A 16,992-nucleotide genomic window follows, 5' to 3' on the forward strand; every position below is an offset into this window, starting at 1 on the left:
CTTAAAATAACCACAAATTACGCCTGCGCCTGCTCTTTGAGCTGGCTTTGCAGATAGTTCTGGATGCCCAGCTTTTTCACCAGCTCTAATTCAGTTTCTAACCAGTCGATGTGGTGTTCTTCATCGGCAAGAATTTCAATCATCATATCGCGGCTAACATAGTCGTGGACTTTATCGGCGTAAGCGATAGCTTCACGCAGATCCTTTGCCCCTTCCAGTTCCAGCGCGAGGTCGGATGCCAGCATCTCTTCGACATCCTCTCCAATACGTAACCGTCCCAGATCCTGCAGGTTCGGTAGCCCTTCGAGAAACAGAATGCGCTCAATGTACTTATCAGCGTGCTTCATCTCATCAATGGACTCGTGGTATTCCACATTGTTCAGCCGCTGCAGGCCCCAGTTTTTAAACATGCGTGCATGCAGGAAATACTGATTGATGGCCACCAGTTCATTTCCGAGCAGTTTGTTGAGATGAGTTATGATCTTACTATCGCCCTTCATGTTGTATCCTCCGCTTCCAGGTTATAAAAGCGTAAGGTTAGTAAGGGCATTAGTCAAAAAAGTGGCGAAGAAATGCGCACTAAATGTCAGGCTATTTCTTTATACTGCGGCACGTGCTGCAATTCGCTTTCCATAATCTCGCGCGCGGCACGAATACACTTCCCGCACTGTTTGCCGACCGGTACCAGCTGGCGTAGCTGCTGAAGAGATTTGGGCTGATAGCGACGGACGACTTCGCGCAGAGTTTTATCACTGACTGCATTACACAAACAAACGTACATACACCAACCTCAGAACATTTTCCGACCAATAGTGTAAATACGAATCGTTATTATTACAATGGTTATTAGCTCACCACGCCCACTCTTTCACCCATAAAAAAAGAGCGCCGAAGCGCTCTTTTCTCTTGCTCTGGCAGAGCGAACTCCGCCAGTTCAAATCATCACAATTAAGCGATAACTTTAGCAACAACACCAGCACCAACGGTACGGCCGCCTTCGCGAATTGCGAAACGCAGACCGTCGTCCATTGCGATTGGTTTGATCAGTTCAACAACCAGTTTGATGTTGTCGCCTGGCATTACCATCTCAACGCCTTCTGGCAGTTCGATGGTACCGGTCACGTCAGTTGTACGGAAGTAGAACTGTGGACGGTAACCTTTGAAGAATGGGCTATGACGGCCGCCTTCTTCTTTAGACAGAATATAAACTTCTGACTCGAACTTGGTGTGTGGCTTGATTGAGCCTGGCTTAGCCAGAACCTGGCCGCGCTCAACGTCTTCACGCTTAATACCGCGCAGCAGGATACCACAGTTCTCGCCTGCACGACCTTCGTCCAGCAGCTTACGGAACATTTCAACGCCGGTACAGGTAGATTTCACGGTGTCTTTCAGACCCACGATCTCAACTTCTTCACCTACTTTAACGATACCGCGCTCTACACGACCGGTCACAACAGTACCACGGCCGGAGATGGAGAATACGTCTTCGATAGGCAGCAGGAATGGCTTGTCAATCGCACGCTCTGGCTCTGGGATGTAGCTATCCAGGTAACCAGCCAGTTCGATGATTTTCTCTTCCCACTGAGCTTCGCCCTGCAGGGCTTTCAGTGCAGAACCGCGCACGATTGGCAGGTCATCACCAGGGAAATCGTAAGCAGACAGCAGCTCACGCACTTCCATTTCTACCAGCTCCAGCAGCTCTTCGTCATCAACCATGTCACATTTGTTCATGAACACGATGATGAAAGGAACGCCAACCTGACGACCCAGCAGGATGTGCTCACGAGTCTGTGGCATTGGGCCATCAGTCGCAGCAACAACCAGGATCGCGCCGTCCATCTGAGCAGCACCGGTGATCATGTTTTTCACATAGTCGGCGTGGCCTGGGCAGTCAACGTGCGCGTAGTGGCGAGTTGGGGTGTCATATTCAACGTGAGAAGTGTTGATGGTGATACCACGTGCTTTTTCTTCTGGCGCGTTATCGATCTGGTCGAACGCACGAGCAGAACCGCCGTAGGTTTTAGCCAGAACGGTGGTGATAGCAGCAGTCAGGGTAGTTTTACCGTGGTCAACGTGGCCGATAGTACCAACGTTGACGTGCGGTTTGGAACGTTCAAATTTCTCTTTAGACACGACGATATTCCTTACTTTAATGCTCTCACCCTTTGGTGAGAGCATAGGATCAATATTTAAACTGTAGCTTATTTGCTACGAGCTTCAATTACGGCCTGAGCGACGTTGTTCGGCGCATCATCATACTTCAGGAACTCCATGGAGTACGAAGCACGGCCTTTCGTCAGAGAACGCAACTGAGTCGCGTATCCGAACATTTCAGACAGCGGAACCTCAGCGTGAATCTGAACGCCAGTAGCGTTAGATTCTTGTCCTTTGAGCATACCACGACGACGGCTAAGGTCACCGATAACGTCACCGGTATTCTCTTCAGGAGTCTCTACTTCAACCTTCATGATTGGTTCAAGCAGTACCGGCGTTGCTTTCTTAAAGCCGTCTTTGAACGCAATAGAAGCCGCCAGTTTAAACGCCAGTTCTGAGGAGTCAACATCATGGTATGAACCAAAGTGCAGACGAACGCCCAGATCTACTACAGGGTAACCAGCCAGTGGGCCTGATTTCAGCTGTTCCTGAATGCCTTTGTCAACCGCAGGGATGTATTCACCAGGAATCACACCGCCTTTAATATCGTTGACGAATTCGTAACCTTTAGGGTTAACGCCCGGCTCCAGTGGGTACATGTCGATAACAACATGACCGTACTGACCACGACCACCAGACTGCTTGGCGTGTTTACCTTCGATATCGGTAACTTTCGCACGAATCGCTTCGCGGTAAGCAACCTGAGGTTTACCGACGTTGGCTTCAACGTTGAATTCACGCTTCATGCGGTCAACGATGATGTCCAGGTGCAGCTCACCCATACCAGCGATGATAGTCTGGTTAGTTTCTTCGTCAGTCCATACGCGGAATGACGGGTCTTCTTTAGCCAGACGACCCAGAGCCAGACCCATTTTTTCCTGGTCAGCTTTGGTTTTCGGCTCTACAGCGATGGAGATTACCGGCTCAGGGAATTCCATACGCTCCAGAATGATGACGTTGTCCGGGTCACACAGGGTGTCACCAGTGGTCACGTCTTTCAGACCGATCGCTGCGGCGATATCGCCTGCACGAACTTCTTTGATCTCTTCACGCTTGTTGGCGTGCATCTGTACGATACGGCCCAGACGCTCACGAGCAGATTTAACCGGGTTGAACACGGTATCACCTGAGTTTACTACACCAGAGTAAACGCGGAAGAAGGTCAGGTTACCCACGAATGGGTCGGTAGCAATTTTGAACGCCAGAGCAGCAAACGGCTCTTTGTCATCTGAGTGACGAACAGCTGGAGTGTCTTTACCATCGTCCAACATACCGTTAATCGCAGTAACGTCGGTCGGTGCTGGCAGATACTCAACAACCGCATCCAGCATCGCCTGAACACCTTTGTTCTTAAATGCAGAACCACAGGTAACCAGGATGATTTCGCTGTTCAGAACGCGCTTACGCAGAGAAGTTTTGATCTCTTCTTCAGTCAGCTCTTCGCCGCCAAAGAATTTCTCCATCAGCTCATCAGAGCCTTCAGCTGCGGCTTCAACCAGCTTGCCACGCCATTCTTCGGCCAGTTCCTGCATATCAGCTGGAATATCTTCGTATTCGAAGGTGACGCCCTGATCGGCTTCGTTCCAGTTGATCGCTTTCATTTTCACCAGGTCAACAACACCGGTGAATTTCTCTTCTGCGCCGATAGCCAGCTGCAATGGCACCGGGTTTGCACCCAGGCGCTTTTCCATCTGGTCAACAACTTTCAGGAAGTTTGCACCCATGCGGTCCATTTTGTTAACGAACGCAATGCGTGGAACTTTGTATTTGTTAGCCTGACGCCATACGGTCTCAGACTGCGGCTGAACGCCACCAACTGCACAGTAAACCATTACCGCGCCATCAAGCACACGCATAGAACGCTCAACTTCGATGGTGAAGTCAACGTGTCCTGGGGTGTCGATGATGTTTACGTGGTGTGGTTCAAACTGCTTAGCCATACCAGACCAGTAACAGGTGGTCGCAGCGGAAGTGATGGTAATACCACGTTCCTGTTCCTGCTCCATCCAGTCCATGGTTGCTGCGCCGTCATGTACTTCACCGATTTTGTGGTTTACACCGGTGTAGAACAGAACACGTTCGGTAGTTGTAGTCTTACCGGCGTCGATGTGCGCACTGATACCGATGTTACGGTAGCGTTCAATGGGTGTTTTACGAGCCATTTGATTCCTCTGATTCTTAGACGTTCTAAGTTAAAAAAGCCCAGCAGGTAAGTCACTGGGACGCCCGCTGGGTTTATAACAACTACAGAGCTGTTACCAGCGGTAGTGAGCGAACGCCTTGTTGGCTTCGGCCATACGGTGAACGTCTTCACGTTTCTTAACTGCAGTACCTTTGTTTTCTGCAGCATCAGAAAGTTCGTTCGCCAGGCGCAGAGCCATAGATTTATCACCGCGTTTACGAGCAGCTTCTACGATCCAACGCATTGCCAGAGCATTACGACGAACCGGACGGACTTCAACTGGTACCTGATAAGTAGAACCACCAACGCGACGGGATTTAACTTCCACGGTTGGGCGGACGTTGTCCAGGGCTACTTCAAATGCTTCCAGCTCGTTTTTACCAGAACGCTGAGCCAGGGTCTCCAGCGCGTTATAAACGATAGTTTCAGCAGTAGATTTTTTACCATCTACCATCAGGATATTTACAAATTTGGCCAGCAATTCTGATCCGAACTTAGGATCTGGCAGGATTTTACGCTGACCAATGACGCGACGACGTGGCATGGAAATACTCCGTTGTTAATTCAGGATTGTCCAAAACTCTACGAGTTTATTATGACATTTAAGATAAAACGTTTGGCCTTACTTAACGGAGAACCATTAAGCCTTTGGCTTCTTCACGCCGTACTTGGAGCGAGCCTGCTTACGGTCTTTAACACCTGAGCAGTCCAGCGCGCCACGAACGGTGTGGTAACGCACACCTGGCAAGTCTTTTACACGACCGCCACGGATCAGGATCACGGAGTGTTCCTGCAGGTTATGACCTTCACCGCCGATGTAGGAGGTAACTTCAAAACCGTTGGTTAAACGAACACGACATACTTTACGCAGTGCGGAGTTCGGTTTTTTAGGGGTAGTAGTGTATACACGAGTACATACACCACGTTTCTGCGGGCAGGCTTCCAGCGCAGGCACGTTGCTCTTTGCAACTTTGCGTACGCGTGGTTTGCGAACCAGCTGGTTAACTGTTGCCATTAAATAGCTCCTGGGATTTAGCTTTTGCTTCGTAAACACGTAATAAATCGCCTCGCGGAATCACGAGGCCGCAGAATTTTAAGGCTGAGACCAAAAGGTGTCAAGAAATAACCAGGATTACTACTGTCACCAGGTCATTTGCTGCGGGTTCTTTACAACCAGCGCAACGAAGTCAGTATAGCCTACCGTCGTCACATTGGTTGAAATTTGAGCAGATAAACCACGCGCCTCGACATCTTCCTGCAGCACGTAGAGTGAGATGGGGGCATTAAGCAAGGCTTCAAGGGCAGGGCTGCCTTCCAGAGCCGCAATCACCCCATCCTGAAGTAGCAGCACATCATCGCCGTCAGCCAGCAGGCGCAGCAACGCAGCGACATCGCAGCGAAAAGGTGAAGTCATCAGGGTATGCAGCATGGTTTCCTCAGAAGGTAATCACCCGGTCGTAGTTATCCAGGGTTTGACGCAGGTCAGCAGGCGTTAAAATCTCAGCAGGCAGCACGCGGGCCGCGTCGGCAGCAATGCCTCGTTCTGCTAACGCCGCAGCGCACAGATAGCAGCGCTCGACGTCATACATCGGCAGCACGCCAAAGGTCGCGATATAGTTGCGCGCCAGAATCTGCTGCGGCTGCTGGCCCGCGGTGAGCTGCAGTACGCCATCGCTGACAAAGAACAGCGCGATATCCTCGCTGAGTGCCGACGTCGCCAGCACAGCATCCAGCCCTTCCCGCCCGGCACTGCTGCCATGGGGCGCCTGAGTAAACACGAAAGCGATACGATTCATCAGAACTGCACCATGCGGTCACAGCTGAGGGCGGCTTCAGCCAGTGCACCCAACCCGCTGAGTTGAAAACCTGTGGCGAGATTCGCCACAGGCAGGCCAAGGCTGGCGGCTTCGTGCTGATCGGCCACGCCACGGCGCAGCGCTGCCGCCACACAGATATTCAGCGCCACGCCGTGCTCTGTGTGCAGCTGCTGCCAGTGACGGGTCAGATCGGTTTCATCGCTGGCCGGGGCATTCAGCAGGCTGGCATTCAGCACCCCTTCACGATAGAAAAACACGCTTTCCAGTTCATGGCCCTGCGCCAGCAGCTCGCGGGCAAACAGCCAGGCGCTACTGGCCTGCTGTGTGCCATAGGCCGGGCCGGTCACCATCAGGCAGAAACGCATTACTTATCCTGGCCGTGGAAATCGCCATTTTTGAACTGGCGAATGTAAAGATAGACCGTGTGCTTGGAGATATTCAGGCGATCCGCCACCTGGTTAATCGCATCTTTGATATCAAAGATGCCTTTCTCATACAGATTGAGCACGATTTGGCGATTCTTGGCGTTGTTGGACACATTGCGATCGGCGCTGACTTCTTCAATCGAGAATTCCAGCGTCTGCATCACCAGGTCTTCCACCGAGGAGGCGAAATTGACTGAGGAGGCCACTTCCTGCGTTTCAGGCGGCATGAAAGTCGCCATAATCTGCGAGAACGGGACATCAAGGTTCATATTGATGCACAGCAGGCCGATCACCCGCTGTTCGCGATTGCGGATAGCAATAGTCACCGACTTCATCAGCACGCCGCTTTTGGCACGGGTAAAGTAGGCTTTCGAGACATTACTGTCAGCACCCGTCATATCGTGCAGCATGCGCAGCGCGAGATCGGTGATTGGCGAGCCTATTTTGCGCCCGGTATGTTCACCGTTGGCAATACGCACCGCCGAGCACTTCAGGTCTTCCAGCGAGTGCAGCACGATCTCGCAGTGCGAACCGATAAGCATCGCCAGGCCATCAACAACAGCTTCGTAAGATTTGAGAATTTCGAAATCCCCGGCGGTGAATGGGTGCTGTTCAAGCAGCTCCAAATCCGCGACGTCACCGGAGAACAGTGAATTAGACATTGACGACACCACCCTTTGACCAGAGCCTGTCACACGGCGCAAGGGCAGACTCATTCTTATTAAATGCGCGCCGGATAGTCTAGCAAATATGGGAAAGGCGTGTCCCAACCTTTGTCGTGAAATGCAATCTAACGCAAAAAGCAGGGAAATAGCTGTGCAGGTGGGGGAAACAAAACCGCCACCCGAAGGTGGCGGTGGCAGGCATTACTGCTTAGCTTTGGCATCACCAGCGGCTGGTGCAGCCGGGGCTGGTGCGGCATCGGCTTTCGCCGCCGCTTTGATGTCCAGCAGCTCAACGTCGAATACCAGCGTGGAGTTAGCCGGAATACCCGGAACGCCATTTTTGCCGTAAGCCAGGTTCGGTGGGATCACCAGCTTAATTTTGCCGCCTTTCTTCACGTGCTTCAGGCCTTCAGTCCAGCCAGGGATAACACCATCCAGACGGAATGACAGCGGCTCGCCGCGGGTGTAAGAGTTATCGAACTCGGTGCCGTCGATCAGCGTCCCTTTGTAGTTCACTACAACGGTATCGCTGTCAGTCGGCGCGCTGCCGGTTCCTTCTTTCTCTACCTGGTAGAGCAGACCGGATTCGGTTTTCTTCACGCCTTTCTCTTTAGCGAATTTAGCCGCGTAAGCGTCACCTTTGCTGGCGTTTTCTGTCGCATCTTTTTCCATCTTCGCCTGAGCGGCACCCTTCACACGGCCTTCGAAGGACTGCAGCGTCTGCTCGATCTCCTGGTCAGAGAGTTTGCTCTTACCAGCAAACGCATCCTGAACGCCGGCGATCAGCTGAGTTTTATCCAGGGTGATGCCCAGTTTTTCCTGTTCCTTCAGGGAGTTCTCCATGTAGCGGCCCAAAGATGCACCCAGCGCATATGCAGACTGCTGGTCGTCATTTTTGAAGGCGGCATTTTTAGGAGCCTGCTGCGGTGCTGCTGCTGGCTTAGCCTGAGCGGCGTCGGCAGCCATTGCCAGCGGGGCATTCAGCGCAACGGCCATCGTGGTAGCTAACAATGTGACTTTAAACAGTGATTTCATCCATTTCTCCAAAACCGAAGCATCTCACCTCGGGAATCGTTTGCAGGCCTGCGGCCTGAAATATAACTGGGGGCGAGCTGAAAAAATAGTCTCGCCATGACAAAGTGAAGTTAACTTCCGACCACGTGTTCGCCCGAAAGTTTCACCACAGGAATGGAGTCAGTTAAAAGACTTTTCAACCTCTGGCGGCTAATTTACGCCGTTTCGCCTACTTCTGCCCGCATTTTACCGTTAGAATCGGGCAATTCGCCAGGAGTGGGCCTGGCCCGGTAGTAACAAGAGGAAACAGAATGCAACAATCACTGCTGGAGCAGCGACTGGAGATGCTGGAGAGCAAACTGGCGTTTCAGGAAATGACCATTGATGAGCTGAACCATACGGTGGTACAGCACGAACTGGAGATGGCGCGCGTGCGTGAACAGATGCGCCTGCTGACCGACAAACTTAAGGCTGCCGCGCCGTCACTAATGGCCGATCAGTCCGAAGAAACCCCGCCTCCGCACTACTGATCCCCGGTCGAGGTATGCCTCGACCCTACATGCCCGACTCGCGGTCGCTTAACCCGCAGCAACCGTAAAAAACAAAAAGGCCACCCGCAGGTGACCTCTGACTCGTAGGGGGCGACCTTTTTTCCGGTCGCCCCTGCACGGTTATCGATCAGTGGCTGCAGCCGCAACCGCCAGTACCACAACCGCCCTGACCGTGGTCATGGCCGTGATCGTGGTCATGGTGATGACCGTCTTCGCCGTGAACGTGGCCGTGGGCCAGCTCTTCTTCGGTCGCAGCACGGATCGCCACAACTTCAACATTGAAGTTCAGGTTCTGGCCAGCCAGCATGTGGTTACCATCAACCACGACGTGGTCGCCGTCTACTTCAGTGATTTCAACCGGTACCGGGCCCTGATCGGTTTCTGCCAGGAAGCGCATGCCAACCTGCAGTTCGTCAACGCCCATAAATACGTCTTTCGGTACGCGCTGCACCAGGTTCTCATCGTATTCGCCGTAGGCATCGTTTGATGCGATATTCACATCAAACTTGTCGCCAGCTTCACGATTTTCCAGCGCCTTCTCCAGCCCGGAAATCAGGGAACCATGACCGTGCAGGTAGTCCAGCGGTGCGCTCACCGGGGATTCATCAACCAACACACCATCTTCTGTACGGACCTGGTATGCCAGGCTGACCACGAGGTCTTTTGCTACTTTCATGATTACTCCTAACCGTTGAGAGCGTTGAGCCCTTAATTCGCTGGCTGTTTTACCAACGCTAAGGGCTCTAAGTGGCGCCGATTGTATCGAATTTCAACCCGGCTGTACTGTACAGCTTAAAAAAAGCTGTGCAATTACGCTACTCGGGATGAAAAATTCCGATCACCTGCTCATTGCTGCGCACCTGTTCGCGCGCCTTTTTGTCGGCTTCACGCATCTGATGACCGCATTTCACACACTCGACCACATCGATATTATTTTCCCGCCACAGGGCGAGCGTGTCGCGAGCCTGGCATTTCGGGCAGGTCGCGCCAGCGATAAAACGTTTACGCATCATAATCACCATTAAATTCCGCAGGAGCTGCCGTTACATTTCGGTCAGCCCATTGTGCCGGAAGCAGGGCGACCGGAAAAAAAAACCGCCCCCAACGGGCAGATTGATTGCATTAATCTGCCTCATCCCAGCCGTCGTACTGCCGCTTCTCGTGCTGCATTTCAGCCTGGAAGATATCTTCCAGCTCGCGCCGCGCCTCTTTCACTCTGGAGATCTGCTGGCTGTCGCTGTGATTCGGCATCAGCTCACGCAGCATGCGCATATCCAGGCGGCGGAAGTGCTGCTGCGCGCGGAACGCCTGATGCGGGTGCATCCCCAGCGTCATCAAGGTTTTGCGCCCCAGCTCCAGCGCACTGCTGAAGGTTTCACGGGAAAACTGCGAGACGCCAGCCTGCAGCAGCTCGTGCGCCTCAACGCGGCCCCGGGCGCGCGCCAGAATTTGCAGATGCGGGAAATGGTGCTGGCAGAGGTGAACAATCTCCATCGCATCTTCCGGGCCGTTACAGGTTATCACGATCGACTGCGCGGTTTCTGCTCCGGCGGCACGCAATAGCTCCAGTTCGGTAGCATCACCGTAATACACCTTGTAACCATATTTGCGCATCAGGCTGACCGCACTGATATCGCGTTCCAGCACCGTAATGCGCTTTTGGTTAGCCATCAGCAGGCGCGCCACTACCTGACCGAATCGACCAAAGCCGACCACGATCACCTGCGGTTTATCATCTTCAACAAACGGCTTCTCGGCGGAGTCATCCACTTCATTGAAGCGGCGTTCAAGGATTTTATCCACGCCCTGCATCAGCAGCGGCGTGGTCATCATCGACAGCGTCACCGTTACCAGCAGCAGCGGCATCTGATCTCCGCTGAAAAGCTTCGCAGAAGAAGCGGCAGAGAACAGCACGAAGGCAAACTCACCGCCCTGGCTAAGCACCGTGGAGAACTGCAGCCGTTCGGAGCTGCGCAGGCCGTAGATGCGCGACAGCAGATACAGCACCGCCACCTTCACCGCGACCAGAATCACCACTCCGGCGAGGATCTCAATAATATGGGTATAGAGCACGCCGAGGTTAAGCGCCATGCCGACCGAAATAAAGAACAGCCCCAGCAGCAAGCCTTTAAACGGATCAATCGCGATTTCCAGCTCGTGCCGATATTCACTTTCCGCCAGCAGGATACCGGCAATAAAGGTACCGAGCGCCATCGACAGCCCGAGCGCATCCATAAACAGCGCCGAGCCAAGCACCAGCAGCAGCGCCGCGGCGGTGAACACTTCGCGCACGCCGGAAGCGGCAATAAAGCGGAAAATCGGCCGCAGCAGATAGCGCCCGCCGATCAGCATGCCGCCAAAGGCCAGCACCTTCATGCCCACCTTCATCCAGTCGGCATGACCGCTGTCGCCGCCGGCCAGTAACGGCACCAGCGCCAGCGCCGGGATCACCGCCAGGTCCTGGAACAGCAGCACCGAGAAACCGAGCTGCCCGGATTCATTGTGGTTCATGCCTTTATCGCGCATCAGCTGTAAGGCCATCGCGGTGGATGACATCGCCAGCCCGATGCCGCCGATAGCGGCCGCCTGCCAGGAGAAGTCGGTCAGCAGCAGCAGGCCGCCGAGCACCGCGGCGCTCAGGATCACCTGCGCCGCACCGACGCCAAATATTGAGCGCCGCAGCTCCCACAGTTTCGACGGTTTCAGCTCCAGCCCGATGATAAACATCAGGAACACCACGCCAAGCTCGGAGAAGTGCAGGATCTCGTCTACGTCGCTGATAAAGCCCAGTCCCCAGGGACCAATGGCAATCCCCGCGAGCAGATACCCCAACACCGCACCGATGCCAAGACGGGCCGCAATCGGCACCGCAATCACCGCCGCAAACAGGTAAACAACACCGGCGGTCAGGAGGCTTTGTCCTTCCATCTAAACTCCTCCATGGGGCAGCGGATTGGCCAGCCAGTCGCCATAGGCGCGGGCATAATTGTTCATCACGTCGGTAGACTGGCGGCGCGCCCAGTAGATAATCATCGGCGTCAGCCAGTGCATGCTGCACATCTGCGCCGTCAGTTCGAACGGGCGCATAATGTCCGACATCGGATAACGGTTCAGCCCCTCCTGATGGTAGGCGGCCTCCGGTTCACCGGTGGTGATCACGCTGCGCCAGTATTTTCCTTCCAGCACGTTACCGCCCACGCCGCTGGCAAAGCCGCGCGACAGCACGCGATCCAGCCACTCTTTCAGCAGCGCCGGGCAGCTATAAGTGTAAAGCGGGTGCTGGAAAACAATGATTTGATGTTCACGCAGCAGCTGTTGCTCGTGGTGAATATCGATAAAAAAATCCGGATAGTGTGCATACAGGTCGTGGACCGTCACATTGTCCAGATTTCTGGCCGGCTGAAGCAAAACGCGATTGGCAATCGAATCCTGAGACTCCGGGTGGGCGTACAACAGCAGGACTTTAGGCGGCTGCGACATCATTCCCCTCCAAATCGTCGTCATGGCGGGTGATTTCCGCTACCATGCTCGACGCAACGGAACTGTTTGATTCCGAAAACTGATTATGATGGCTTAATTTAACATACTCTGAACTTACGGCGCTTATGATTGTATTCTCTGCATTACAAATCCGTCGCGGTGTCCACGTCCTGCTCGACAACGCGACCGCAACCATTAACCCCGGCCAAAAAGTAGGCCTGGTGGGCAAGAATGGCTGTGGCAAATCGACCCTGCTGGCGCTGCTGAAAAACGAGATAAGCGCCGACGCGGGCAGTTTCAACTATCCGGGAAACTGGTCACTGGCGTGGGTCAATCAGGAGACCCCGGCGCTGGATATTCCCGCCATTGAGTATGTTATCGACGGCGACCGCGAATTTCGTCAGCTTGAGTCTGAATTAGCGCACGCGAATGAGATAGACGATGGTCACGCCATCGCCACGCTGCACGGCAAGCTCGATGCGGTGCAGGCATGGACCATTCAGTCACGCGCTGCCAGCCTGCTGGACGGCCTTGGATTTACCCAGGAACAGCTGCAGCGCCCGGTCAGCGACTTCTCGGGCGGCTGGCGCATGCGCCTTAACCTCGCCCAGGCGCTGATTTGCCGTTCCGACCTGCTGCTGCTCGATGAGCCAACCAACCACCTCGATCTTGATGCGGTGATTTGGCTGGAGCGCTGGCTGAAAAGCTATACCGGCACGCTGATCCTGATCTCCCACGACCGCGACTTCCTCGATCCGGTGGTGGATAAAATTCTGCATATCGAACAGCAGTCAATTTTTGAGTACACCGGCAACTACAGCTCGTTCGAGATCCAGCGCGCCACTAAACTCTCGCAGCAGCAGTCGATGTTTGAAAACCAGCAGCTGAAAGTCGCGCACCTGCAAAGTTTCATTGAGCGCTTTAAGGCCAAAGCCACCAAGGCAAAACAGGCTCAGAGCCGTATTAAAATGCTGGAGCGCATGGAGCTGATCGCCCCGGCGCACGTCGACAACCCCTTTACCTTTAGCTTCCGCGCACCTGAAAACCTGCCGAACCCACTGCTGAAGATGGAAAAAGTCAGCGCCGGTTATGGCGATCGTAAAATCCTTAACTCGATCAAGCTCAACCTGGTTCCCGGCTCGCGCATTGGCCTGCTGGGGCGCAACGGCGCGGGTAAATCCACGCTGATCAAACTACTGGCGGGCGAGCTGGCGCCACTACAGGGCGACATTGGCTTAGCGAAAGGCATCAAGCTCGGCTACTTCGCTCAGCATCAGCTGGAGTTCCTGCGCGCTGACGAATCGCCGATCCAGCATCTGGTGCGCCTCGCGCCGAAAGTGCTGGAGCAGCAGCTGCGCGACTACCTCGGCGGCTTTGGCTTCCAGGGCGATAAAGTCAGCGAAGAGACCCGCCGTTTTTCCGGCGGCGAGAAAGCCCGGCTGGTGCTGGCGCTGATCGTCTGGCAGCGCCCGAACCTGCTGCTGCTGGATGAACCCACCAACCACCTTGACCTTGATATGCGCCAGGCGCTGACCGAGGCGCTGATTGACTTTGAAGGCGCGCTGGTTGTTGTCTCGCACGACCGCCACCTGCTGCGTTCGACCACCGACGATCTCTACCTGGTACACGACGGGAAAGTGGAAGCATTTGAAGGCGACCTGGAAGATTATCAGCAGTGGCTGAGCGACCTGCAGAAGCAGACAGTGGCCGATGCCGCGCCAAAAGCCGACAGCGCCAATAGCGCTCAGGCACGCAAGGACCAAAAGCGCCGGGAAGCGGAGCTGCGCACCCAGACTCAGCCGCTGCGCAAGCAGATTGAGAAGCTGGAAAAGCAGATGGAGAAGCATAACGCCGAGCTGAGCGCGGCCGAAGGGAAGCTCTCCGACAGCGCCATCTACGATCAAGCACGCAAAGCCGACCTCACTGCGGCGCTGCAGCAGCAGGCAACGGCGAAATCGGCCTTAGAAGAGTGTGAGATGGAATGGCTGGCAGCGCAGGAAGAGTTAGAGTCGATCATCAACGCCTGATGCAGCAGTTCGGGCGCGGCATGCCACGCCCCTGCGACACTGATTTATTGGGGTGGCGCACTGTGGAACACCGCCGGGCGCGGCATGCCACGCCCCTGCGACACTGATTTATTGGGGTGGCGCACTGTGGAACACCGCCGGGCGCGGCATGCCACGCCCCTGCGACACTGATTTGCCGGAATAGCGCATTCGTAGGGGTCGGGCATGCCCGACCCGAATCCCGCATCCCGCTACTGCGCTGCCAGACGCTGACGCAGCGTGGTCAGATCCTCCACGTTATACAGCTTTCCATCCAGGAAACGCATTTTCAGTTCCCCGCCCTGCTCCTGCTGCCAGCTCTGACCGTCCAGCAGCCGGTATTTCCCTTCATCATCTTTTTCCACCCGTAACAGACCGCGCGCAGAGTTTTTCATGCCGTTGTCGGTTTTCGGCTGTTTGAAGATCTCACGCCCCTCTCCGTGCACTTCGCCATACGTCGCTTTCATGGCGAAACCAAAGGTGTCACGCGTGTTGTACTGGTACGTATAAGACCCGACGCCGAACACCACATTGCTGCTGGCAAAGCCTTTGGCCTCCAGACGACTCAGGATCTGATTGGCACGCTCGAGGGTAATCGAGTCGCCGTAGATCAGGCCCACGTGCGGGTCCAGCACCTTGTAGCCCCTGGCATTGACCGTGCCGCCGAAGATCTCCCACAGCACTTCGACCGACCCTTTCTGCTGTGCGCTACGAGCCGGATCGCGGTCGGCATCGTCGCCGCTGCCGCACAGTATTTCCACCGGGTCACCGCTGTCAGGGCGGAACACCAGACGGCCTTCACGCGCCACGATCTCGGGTTTGAGCTCACGGCTGTATTCGGTCAGCACCTTCCAGTAATCCCAGGTATCCGACACCACCGACACAAACCCGGTCGGATAAAGTTCCGTCAGCAGACGACGGAAGGTCGCGATCTCACCCTGCTGCTCCCCCATGCACATCACGCTGTGCTCGGTGGCGGGAATACTCCCGGCAATAAACGTCCCTTCTGCCGGGCGGTAATATTGTTGTGCATAGAGGACAGAAGGCAGGCTGTCAGTTCCGGTAAAACTCAGCAGGTGGCCAACCCCCGACTGTGCAGCATCATGCAGGCCGGACATGCCGCGAAATGAGAAGTCATGACACTGAAAATCAACATGTGTCATATCGTCACAGGTACGTTCCGCCCACAGCTGACAAATCTGGCGATAGTGGTGCGCCACGGTCGCATTGGTGGAGGACTTCCACAGCTCTGCCGACATCACGCTCTCAAGGTAGTTAACCAGCCAGAAAAACTCATCCACGGTATTGGTGATGGTCAGTACCGGAATTTTCATCGACACTTTACTGCCCTCGTCCAGGCTTTTGATCGCCAGCGGCAAATAGCCCAGGCGATGCAGTGCGCGGATATGCTCCACGCTGACGCTATTTTTACCCAGGTAGCTGTCCATCAGCTGCTGATACTCGCCCACTACCTGCTCTTCCGGCTGAGCAAAAAATTTGTCATTAAACAAATCGACCATAAACCACTGTAAAAAACCCTGCAGGCCGAAAAACACCTGGGCATCATCCGCCAGCGGCGAGTGGAAATACCGGTTCCCACGCGGGGTAAAGTTGCTGTACACGCGGTTGGTTCCCGCCGGGTACTGTTCGCGATGTGAGGTTTTGTAGCCGTCGATAGCCAGAATCGGATTAATTTGCATGGGATGCTCCTTCACTGCGGTAAATGGTGTCGATATCAATCAGCTCTACACGCTCCTGCGCTAATTCTTCCCCGGCCAGTGAGGTGGTGGTCCAGATACGGTCGATACCCTGGCTCAACAGGTGATCTACCCCTTTACTGAACAGGCCATGCGTGACGTACAGGCTGACCGAACGCGCACCGGCAGCACGTAGCACCGCAGCCGAACCGATAAAGGTGCCGCCGGCATCGCAGAGGTCGTCAGCGATCAGCACATCCCTGTTGGCTACGTCACCTTTCAGCAGTTCGAATCCACTCAGGGCGCCGGTAGCAATATCGCGATGCTTACCGAGAATGCCGTATTCGGCGGCGTTGACCTGCTGCGCCAGCGCATGCACCTTCTTCAACGCGCCGGCATCGGGCGCAACCAGCATCATGCCCTGCGCCAGTTCATCCCTCAGCGTTAGGCTGTGGATCAGAGCGCGATGCTGTGGGATCGCCACCAGACGGTCAACAACGCCTGCGGCCACATCGCTGTGCGGGTCAACGACCACCACCCGGTCAAAGCGCAGTTGATTGAGAAAACCGGCAAACACCTTCAGCGCAAAGCTCTCGCCGTCACGCAGGGTACGGTCCTGGCGGGCATAGGGCAGCCACGGCAGCTCAAGCGTGGTCTGGCGCAGCAGGCAGCGCTGGCGCACCGCATCCAGCAGCTGCGCGACCAGCATCAGGTCATCCAGAGTCTGCATCGCACTGGCACGCAGCGTCAGGGTGGTGGCCTGCGGATCAAGCGGCGACAGCACACGTCCCCAGATCGCACCGTCAGGAAAACGGCCGCTTTCCAGCGCGGCATCCTGACCATCAAGGGTTAATTGCAGTTTCATCATCGCAGACTCCTTTTGATTTATTAATGTCTCAAGGACACTTATATAATTGTCCAAGAGACACTTATTCACAAGCAAAAAATAACCCACGAAAAGA

19 protein-coding genes are annotated in these 16,992 nt (G+C 54.8%); 2 read left to right on the top strand and 17 right to left on the bottom strand.

Annotated elements, in window-relative coordinates; translation table 11 throughout:
• Positions 1-17 precede the first annotated feature (17 nt).
• From bfr to fkpA, 11 genes are all read right to left on the bottom strand, one after another.
• Entirely contained in the window at positions 18-500 is a 483-nt protein-coding gene (bfr, locus tag ACLI4M_RS07850; protein WP_048917639.1) for a bacterioferritin, read from the bottom strand.
• 86 nt (positions 501-586) lie between these two features.
• Positions 587-781, bottom strand: coding sequence for a bacterioferritin-associated ferredoxin (gene bfd / locus ACLI4M_RS07855; RefSeq protein ID WP_048917640.1), 195 nt, complete (start codon positions 779-781; stop codon positions 587-589).
• A 167-nt stretch (positions 782-948) separates the two neighbouring features.
• A complete protein-coding gene (gene tuf / locus ACLI4M_RS07860) occupies positions 949-2,133 on the bottom strand; it encodes an elongation factor Tu (RefSeq protein WP_133622231.1) in 1,185 nt (394 codons plus the stop codon).
• A gap of 68 nt (positions 2,134-2,201) precedes the next feature.
• A complete protein-coding gene (gene fusA, locus ACLI4M_RS07865; RefSeq protein WP_048917641.1) occupies positions 2,202-4,316 on the bottom strand; it encodes an elongation factor G in 2,115 nt (704 codons plus the stop codon).
• Positions 4,317-4,409: 93 nt separating this feature from the next.
• Positions 4,410-4,880 (bottom strand): 30S ribosomal protein S7, encoded by a 471-nt coding sequence (gene rpsG, locus ACLI4M_RS07870; RefSeq protein ID WP_004160604.1) that lies wholly within the window; start codon positions 4,878-4,880, stop codon positions 4,410-4,412.
• Between the two features lie 96 nt (positions 4,881-4,976).
• Entirely contained in the window at positions 4,977-5,351 is a 375-nt protein-coding gene (rpsL, locus tag ACLI4M_RS07875) for a 30S ribosomal protein S12 (protein ID WP_003852912.1), read from the bottom strand.
• Between the two features lie 126 nt (positions 5,352-5,477).
• The gene (gene tusB / locus ACLI4M_RS07880; protein WP_048917642.1) at positions 5,478-5,765 is read right to left on the bottom strand and encodes a sulfurtransferase complex subunit TusB; all 288 of its coding nucleotides are present in this window, start codon (positions 5,763-5,765) and stop codon (positions 5,478-5,480) included.
• 7 nt (positions 5,766-5,772) lie between these two features.
• The gene (gene tusC / locus ACLI4M_RS07885) at positions 5,773-6,132 is read right to left on the bottom strand and encodes a sulfurtransferase complex subunit TusC (protein WP_048917643.1); all 360 of its coding nucleotides are present in this window, start codon (positions 6,130-6,132) and stop codon (positions 5,773-5,775) included.
• On the bottom strand, positions 6,132-6,518 hold the full coding sequence (tusD, locus tag ACLI4M_RS07890) for a sulfurtransferase complex subunit TusD (RefSeq protein WP_133622566.1): 387 nt from the start codon (positions 6,516-6,518) through the stop codon (positions 6,132-6,134). The genes tusC and tusD overlap by 1 nt, the downstream gene beginning before the upstream one ends.
• Positions 6,518-7,240: a helix-turn-helix transcriptional regulator gene (locus tag ACLI4M_RS07895; RefSeq protein WP_048917645.1), complete on the bottom strand. Its 723-nt coding sequence runs from the start codon at positions 7,238-7,240 to the stop codon at positions 6,518-6,520. The genes tusD and ACLI4M_RS07895 overlap by 1 nt, the downstream gene beginning before the upstream one ends.
• A gap of 204 nt (positions 7,241-7,444) precedes the next feature.
• Positions 7,445-8,278: an FKBP-type peptidyl-prolyl cis-trans isomerase gene (gene fkpA / locus ACLI4M_RS07900; RefSeq protein ID WP_048917646.1), complete on the bottom strand. Its 834-nt coding sequence runs from the start codon at positions 8,276-8,278 to the stop codon at positions 7,445-7,447.
• 290 nt (positions 8,279-8,568) lie between these two features.
• Between fkpA and ACLI4M_RS07905 the strand changes: the two genes are divergently transcribed.
• Entirely contained in the window at positions 8,569-8,787 is a 219-nt protein-coding gene (locus ACLI4M_RS07905; RefSeq protein ID WP_048917647.1) for a protein SlyX, read from the top strand.
• Between the two features lie 148 nt (positions 8,788-8,935).
• Here ACLI4M_RS07905 and slyD read toward each other — a convergent pair whose 3' ends face one another.
• The 4 genes from slyD to kefG form a co-directional block, all read right to left on the bottom strand.
• Entirely contained in the window at positions 8,936-9,484 is a 549-nt protein-coding gene (gene slyD / locus ACLI4M_RS07910; protein WP_048917648.1) for a peptidylprolyl isomerase, read from the bottom strand.
• Between the two features lie 139 nt (positions 9,485-9,623).
• Positions 9,624-9,824 carry a YheV family putative zinc ribbon protein gene (locus tag ACLI4M_RS07915; RefSeq protein ID WP_166643205.1) on the bottom strand — a complete coding sequence of 67 codons (201 nt, stop codon included), beginning with the start codon at positions 9,822-9,824 and terminating at the stop codon, positions 9,624-9,626.
• A gap of 106 nt (positions 9,825-9,930) precedes the next feature.
• Positions 9,931-11,736 carry a glutathione-regulated potassium-efflux system protein KefB gene (kefB, locus tag ACLI4M_RS07920; RefSeq protein WP_133622565.1) on the bottom strand — a complete coding sequence of 602 codons (1,806 nt, stop codon included), beginning with the start codon at positions 11,734-11,736 and terminating at the stop codon, positions 9,931-9,933.
• Positions 11,737-12,288, bottom strand: coding sequence for a glutathione-regulated potassium-efflux system ancillary protein KefG (gene kefG / locus ACLI4M_RS07925; protein ID WP_133624996.1), 552 nt, complete (start codon positions 12,286-12,288; stop codon positions 11,737-11,739).
• Between the two features lie 125 nt (positions 12,289-12,413).
• Here kefG and ACLI4M_RS07930 point away from each other — a divergent pair, with 125 nt between their 5' ends.
• Positions 12,414-14,315 (top strand): ABC transporter ATP-binding protein, encoded by a 1,902-nt coding sequence (locus ACLI4M_RS07930; RefSeq protein WP_133622564.1) that lies wholly within the window; start codon positions 12,414-12,416, stop codon positions 14,313-14,315.
• Positions 14,316-14,545: 230 nt separating this feature from the next.
• Here ACLI4M_RS07930 and ACLI4M_RS07935 read toward each other — a convergent pair whose 3' ends face one another.
• Positions 14,546-16,033, bottom strand: a complete 1,488-nt coding sequence (locus tag ACLI4M_RS07935; protein ID WP_133622563.1) for a nicotinate phosphoribosyltransferase — start codon at positions 16,031-16,033, stop codon at positions 14,546-14,548.
• Entirely contained in the window at positions 16,023-16,898 is an 876-nt protein-coding gene (prs, locus tag ACLI4M_RS07940; protein ID WP_133622562.1) for a ribose-phosphate diphosphokinase, read from the bottom strand. Before prs ends, ACLI4M_RS07935 begins: the two co-directional genes overlap by 11 nt.
• Positions 16,899-16,992 lie beyond the last annotated feature (94 nt).

The sequence above is a fragment of the Erwinia sp. LJJL01 genome (assembly GCF_047300805.2).
GTDB lineage: Bacteria > Pseudomonadota > Gammaproteobacteria > Enterobacterales > Enterobacteriaceae > Erwinia > Erwinia aphidicola.

Coding starts and splice junctions, on each gene's coding strand:
- tusC (WP_048917643.1), bottom strand. CDS start 6,132: ATGAATCGTATCGCTTTCGTGTTTACTCAGGCGCCCCATGGCAGCAGT.
- tusD (WP_133622566.1), bottom strand. CDS start 6,518: ATGCGTTTCTGCCTGATGGTGACCGGCCCGGCCTATGGCACACAGCAG.
- ACLI4M_RS07935 (WP_133622563.1), bottom strand. CDS start 16,033: ATGCAAATTAATCCGATTCTGGCTATCGACGGCTACAAAACCTCACAT.
- kefG (WP_133624996.1), bottom strand. CDS start 12,288: ATGTCGCAGCCGCCTAAAGTCCTGCTGTTGTACGCCCACCCGGAGTCT.
- prs (WP_133622562.1), bottom strand. CDS start 16,898: ATGATGAAACTGCAATTAACCCTTGATGGTCAGGATGCCGCGCTGGAA.
- ACLI4M_RS07930 (WP_133622564.1), top strand. CDS start 12,414: ATGATTGTATTCTCTGCATTACAAATCCGTCGCGGTGTCCACGTCCTG.
- fkpA (WP_048917646.1), bottom strand. CDS start 8,278: ATGAAATCACTGTTTAAAGTCACATTGTTAGCTACCACGATGGCCGTT.
- fusA (WP_048917641.1), bottom strand. CDS start 4,316: ATGGCTCGTAAAACACCCATTGAACGCTACCGTAACATCGGTATCAGT.
- rpsL (WP_003852912.1), bottom strand. CDS start 5,351: ATGGCAACAGTTAACCAGCTGGTTCGCAAACCACGCGTACGCAAAGTT.
- bfd (WP_048917640.1), bottom strand. CDS start 781: ATGTACGTTTGTTTGTGTAATGCAGTCAGTGATAAAACTCTGCGCGAA.
- kefB (WP_133622565.1), bottom strand. CDS start 11,736: ATGGAAGGACAAAGCCTCCTGACCGCCGGTGTTGTTTACCTGTTTGCG.
- ACLI4M_RS07895 (WP_048917645.1), bottom strand. CDS start 7,240: ATGTCTAATTCACTGTTCTCCGGTGACGTCGCGGATTTGGAGCTGCTT.
- ACLI4M_RS07905 (WP_048917647.1), top strand. CDS start 8,569: ATGCAACAATCACTGCTGGAGCAGCGACTGGAGATGCTGGAGAGCAAA.
- slyD (WP_048917648.1), bottom strand. CDS start 9,484: ATGAAAGTAGCAAAAGACCTCGTGGTCAGCCTGGCATACCAGGTCCGT.
- rpsG (WP_004160604.1), bottom strand. CDS start 4,880: ATGCCACGTCGTCGCGTCATTGGTCAGCGTAAAATCCTGCCAGATCCT.
- tusB (WP_048917642.1), bottom strand. CDS start 5,765: ATGCTGCATACCCTGATGACTTCACCTTTTCGCTGCGATGTCGCTGCG.
- bfr (WP_048917639.1), bottom strand. CDS start 500: ATGAAGGGCGATAGTAAGATCATAACTCATCTCAACAAACTGCTCGGA.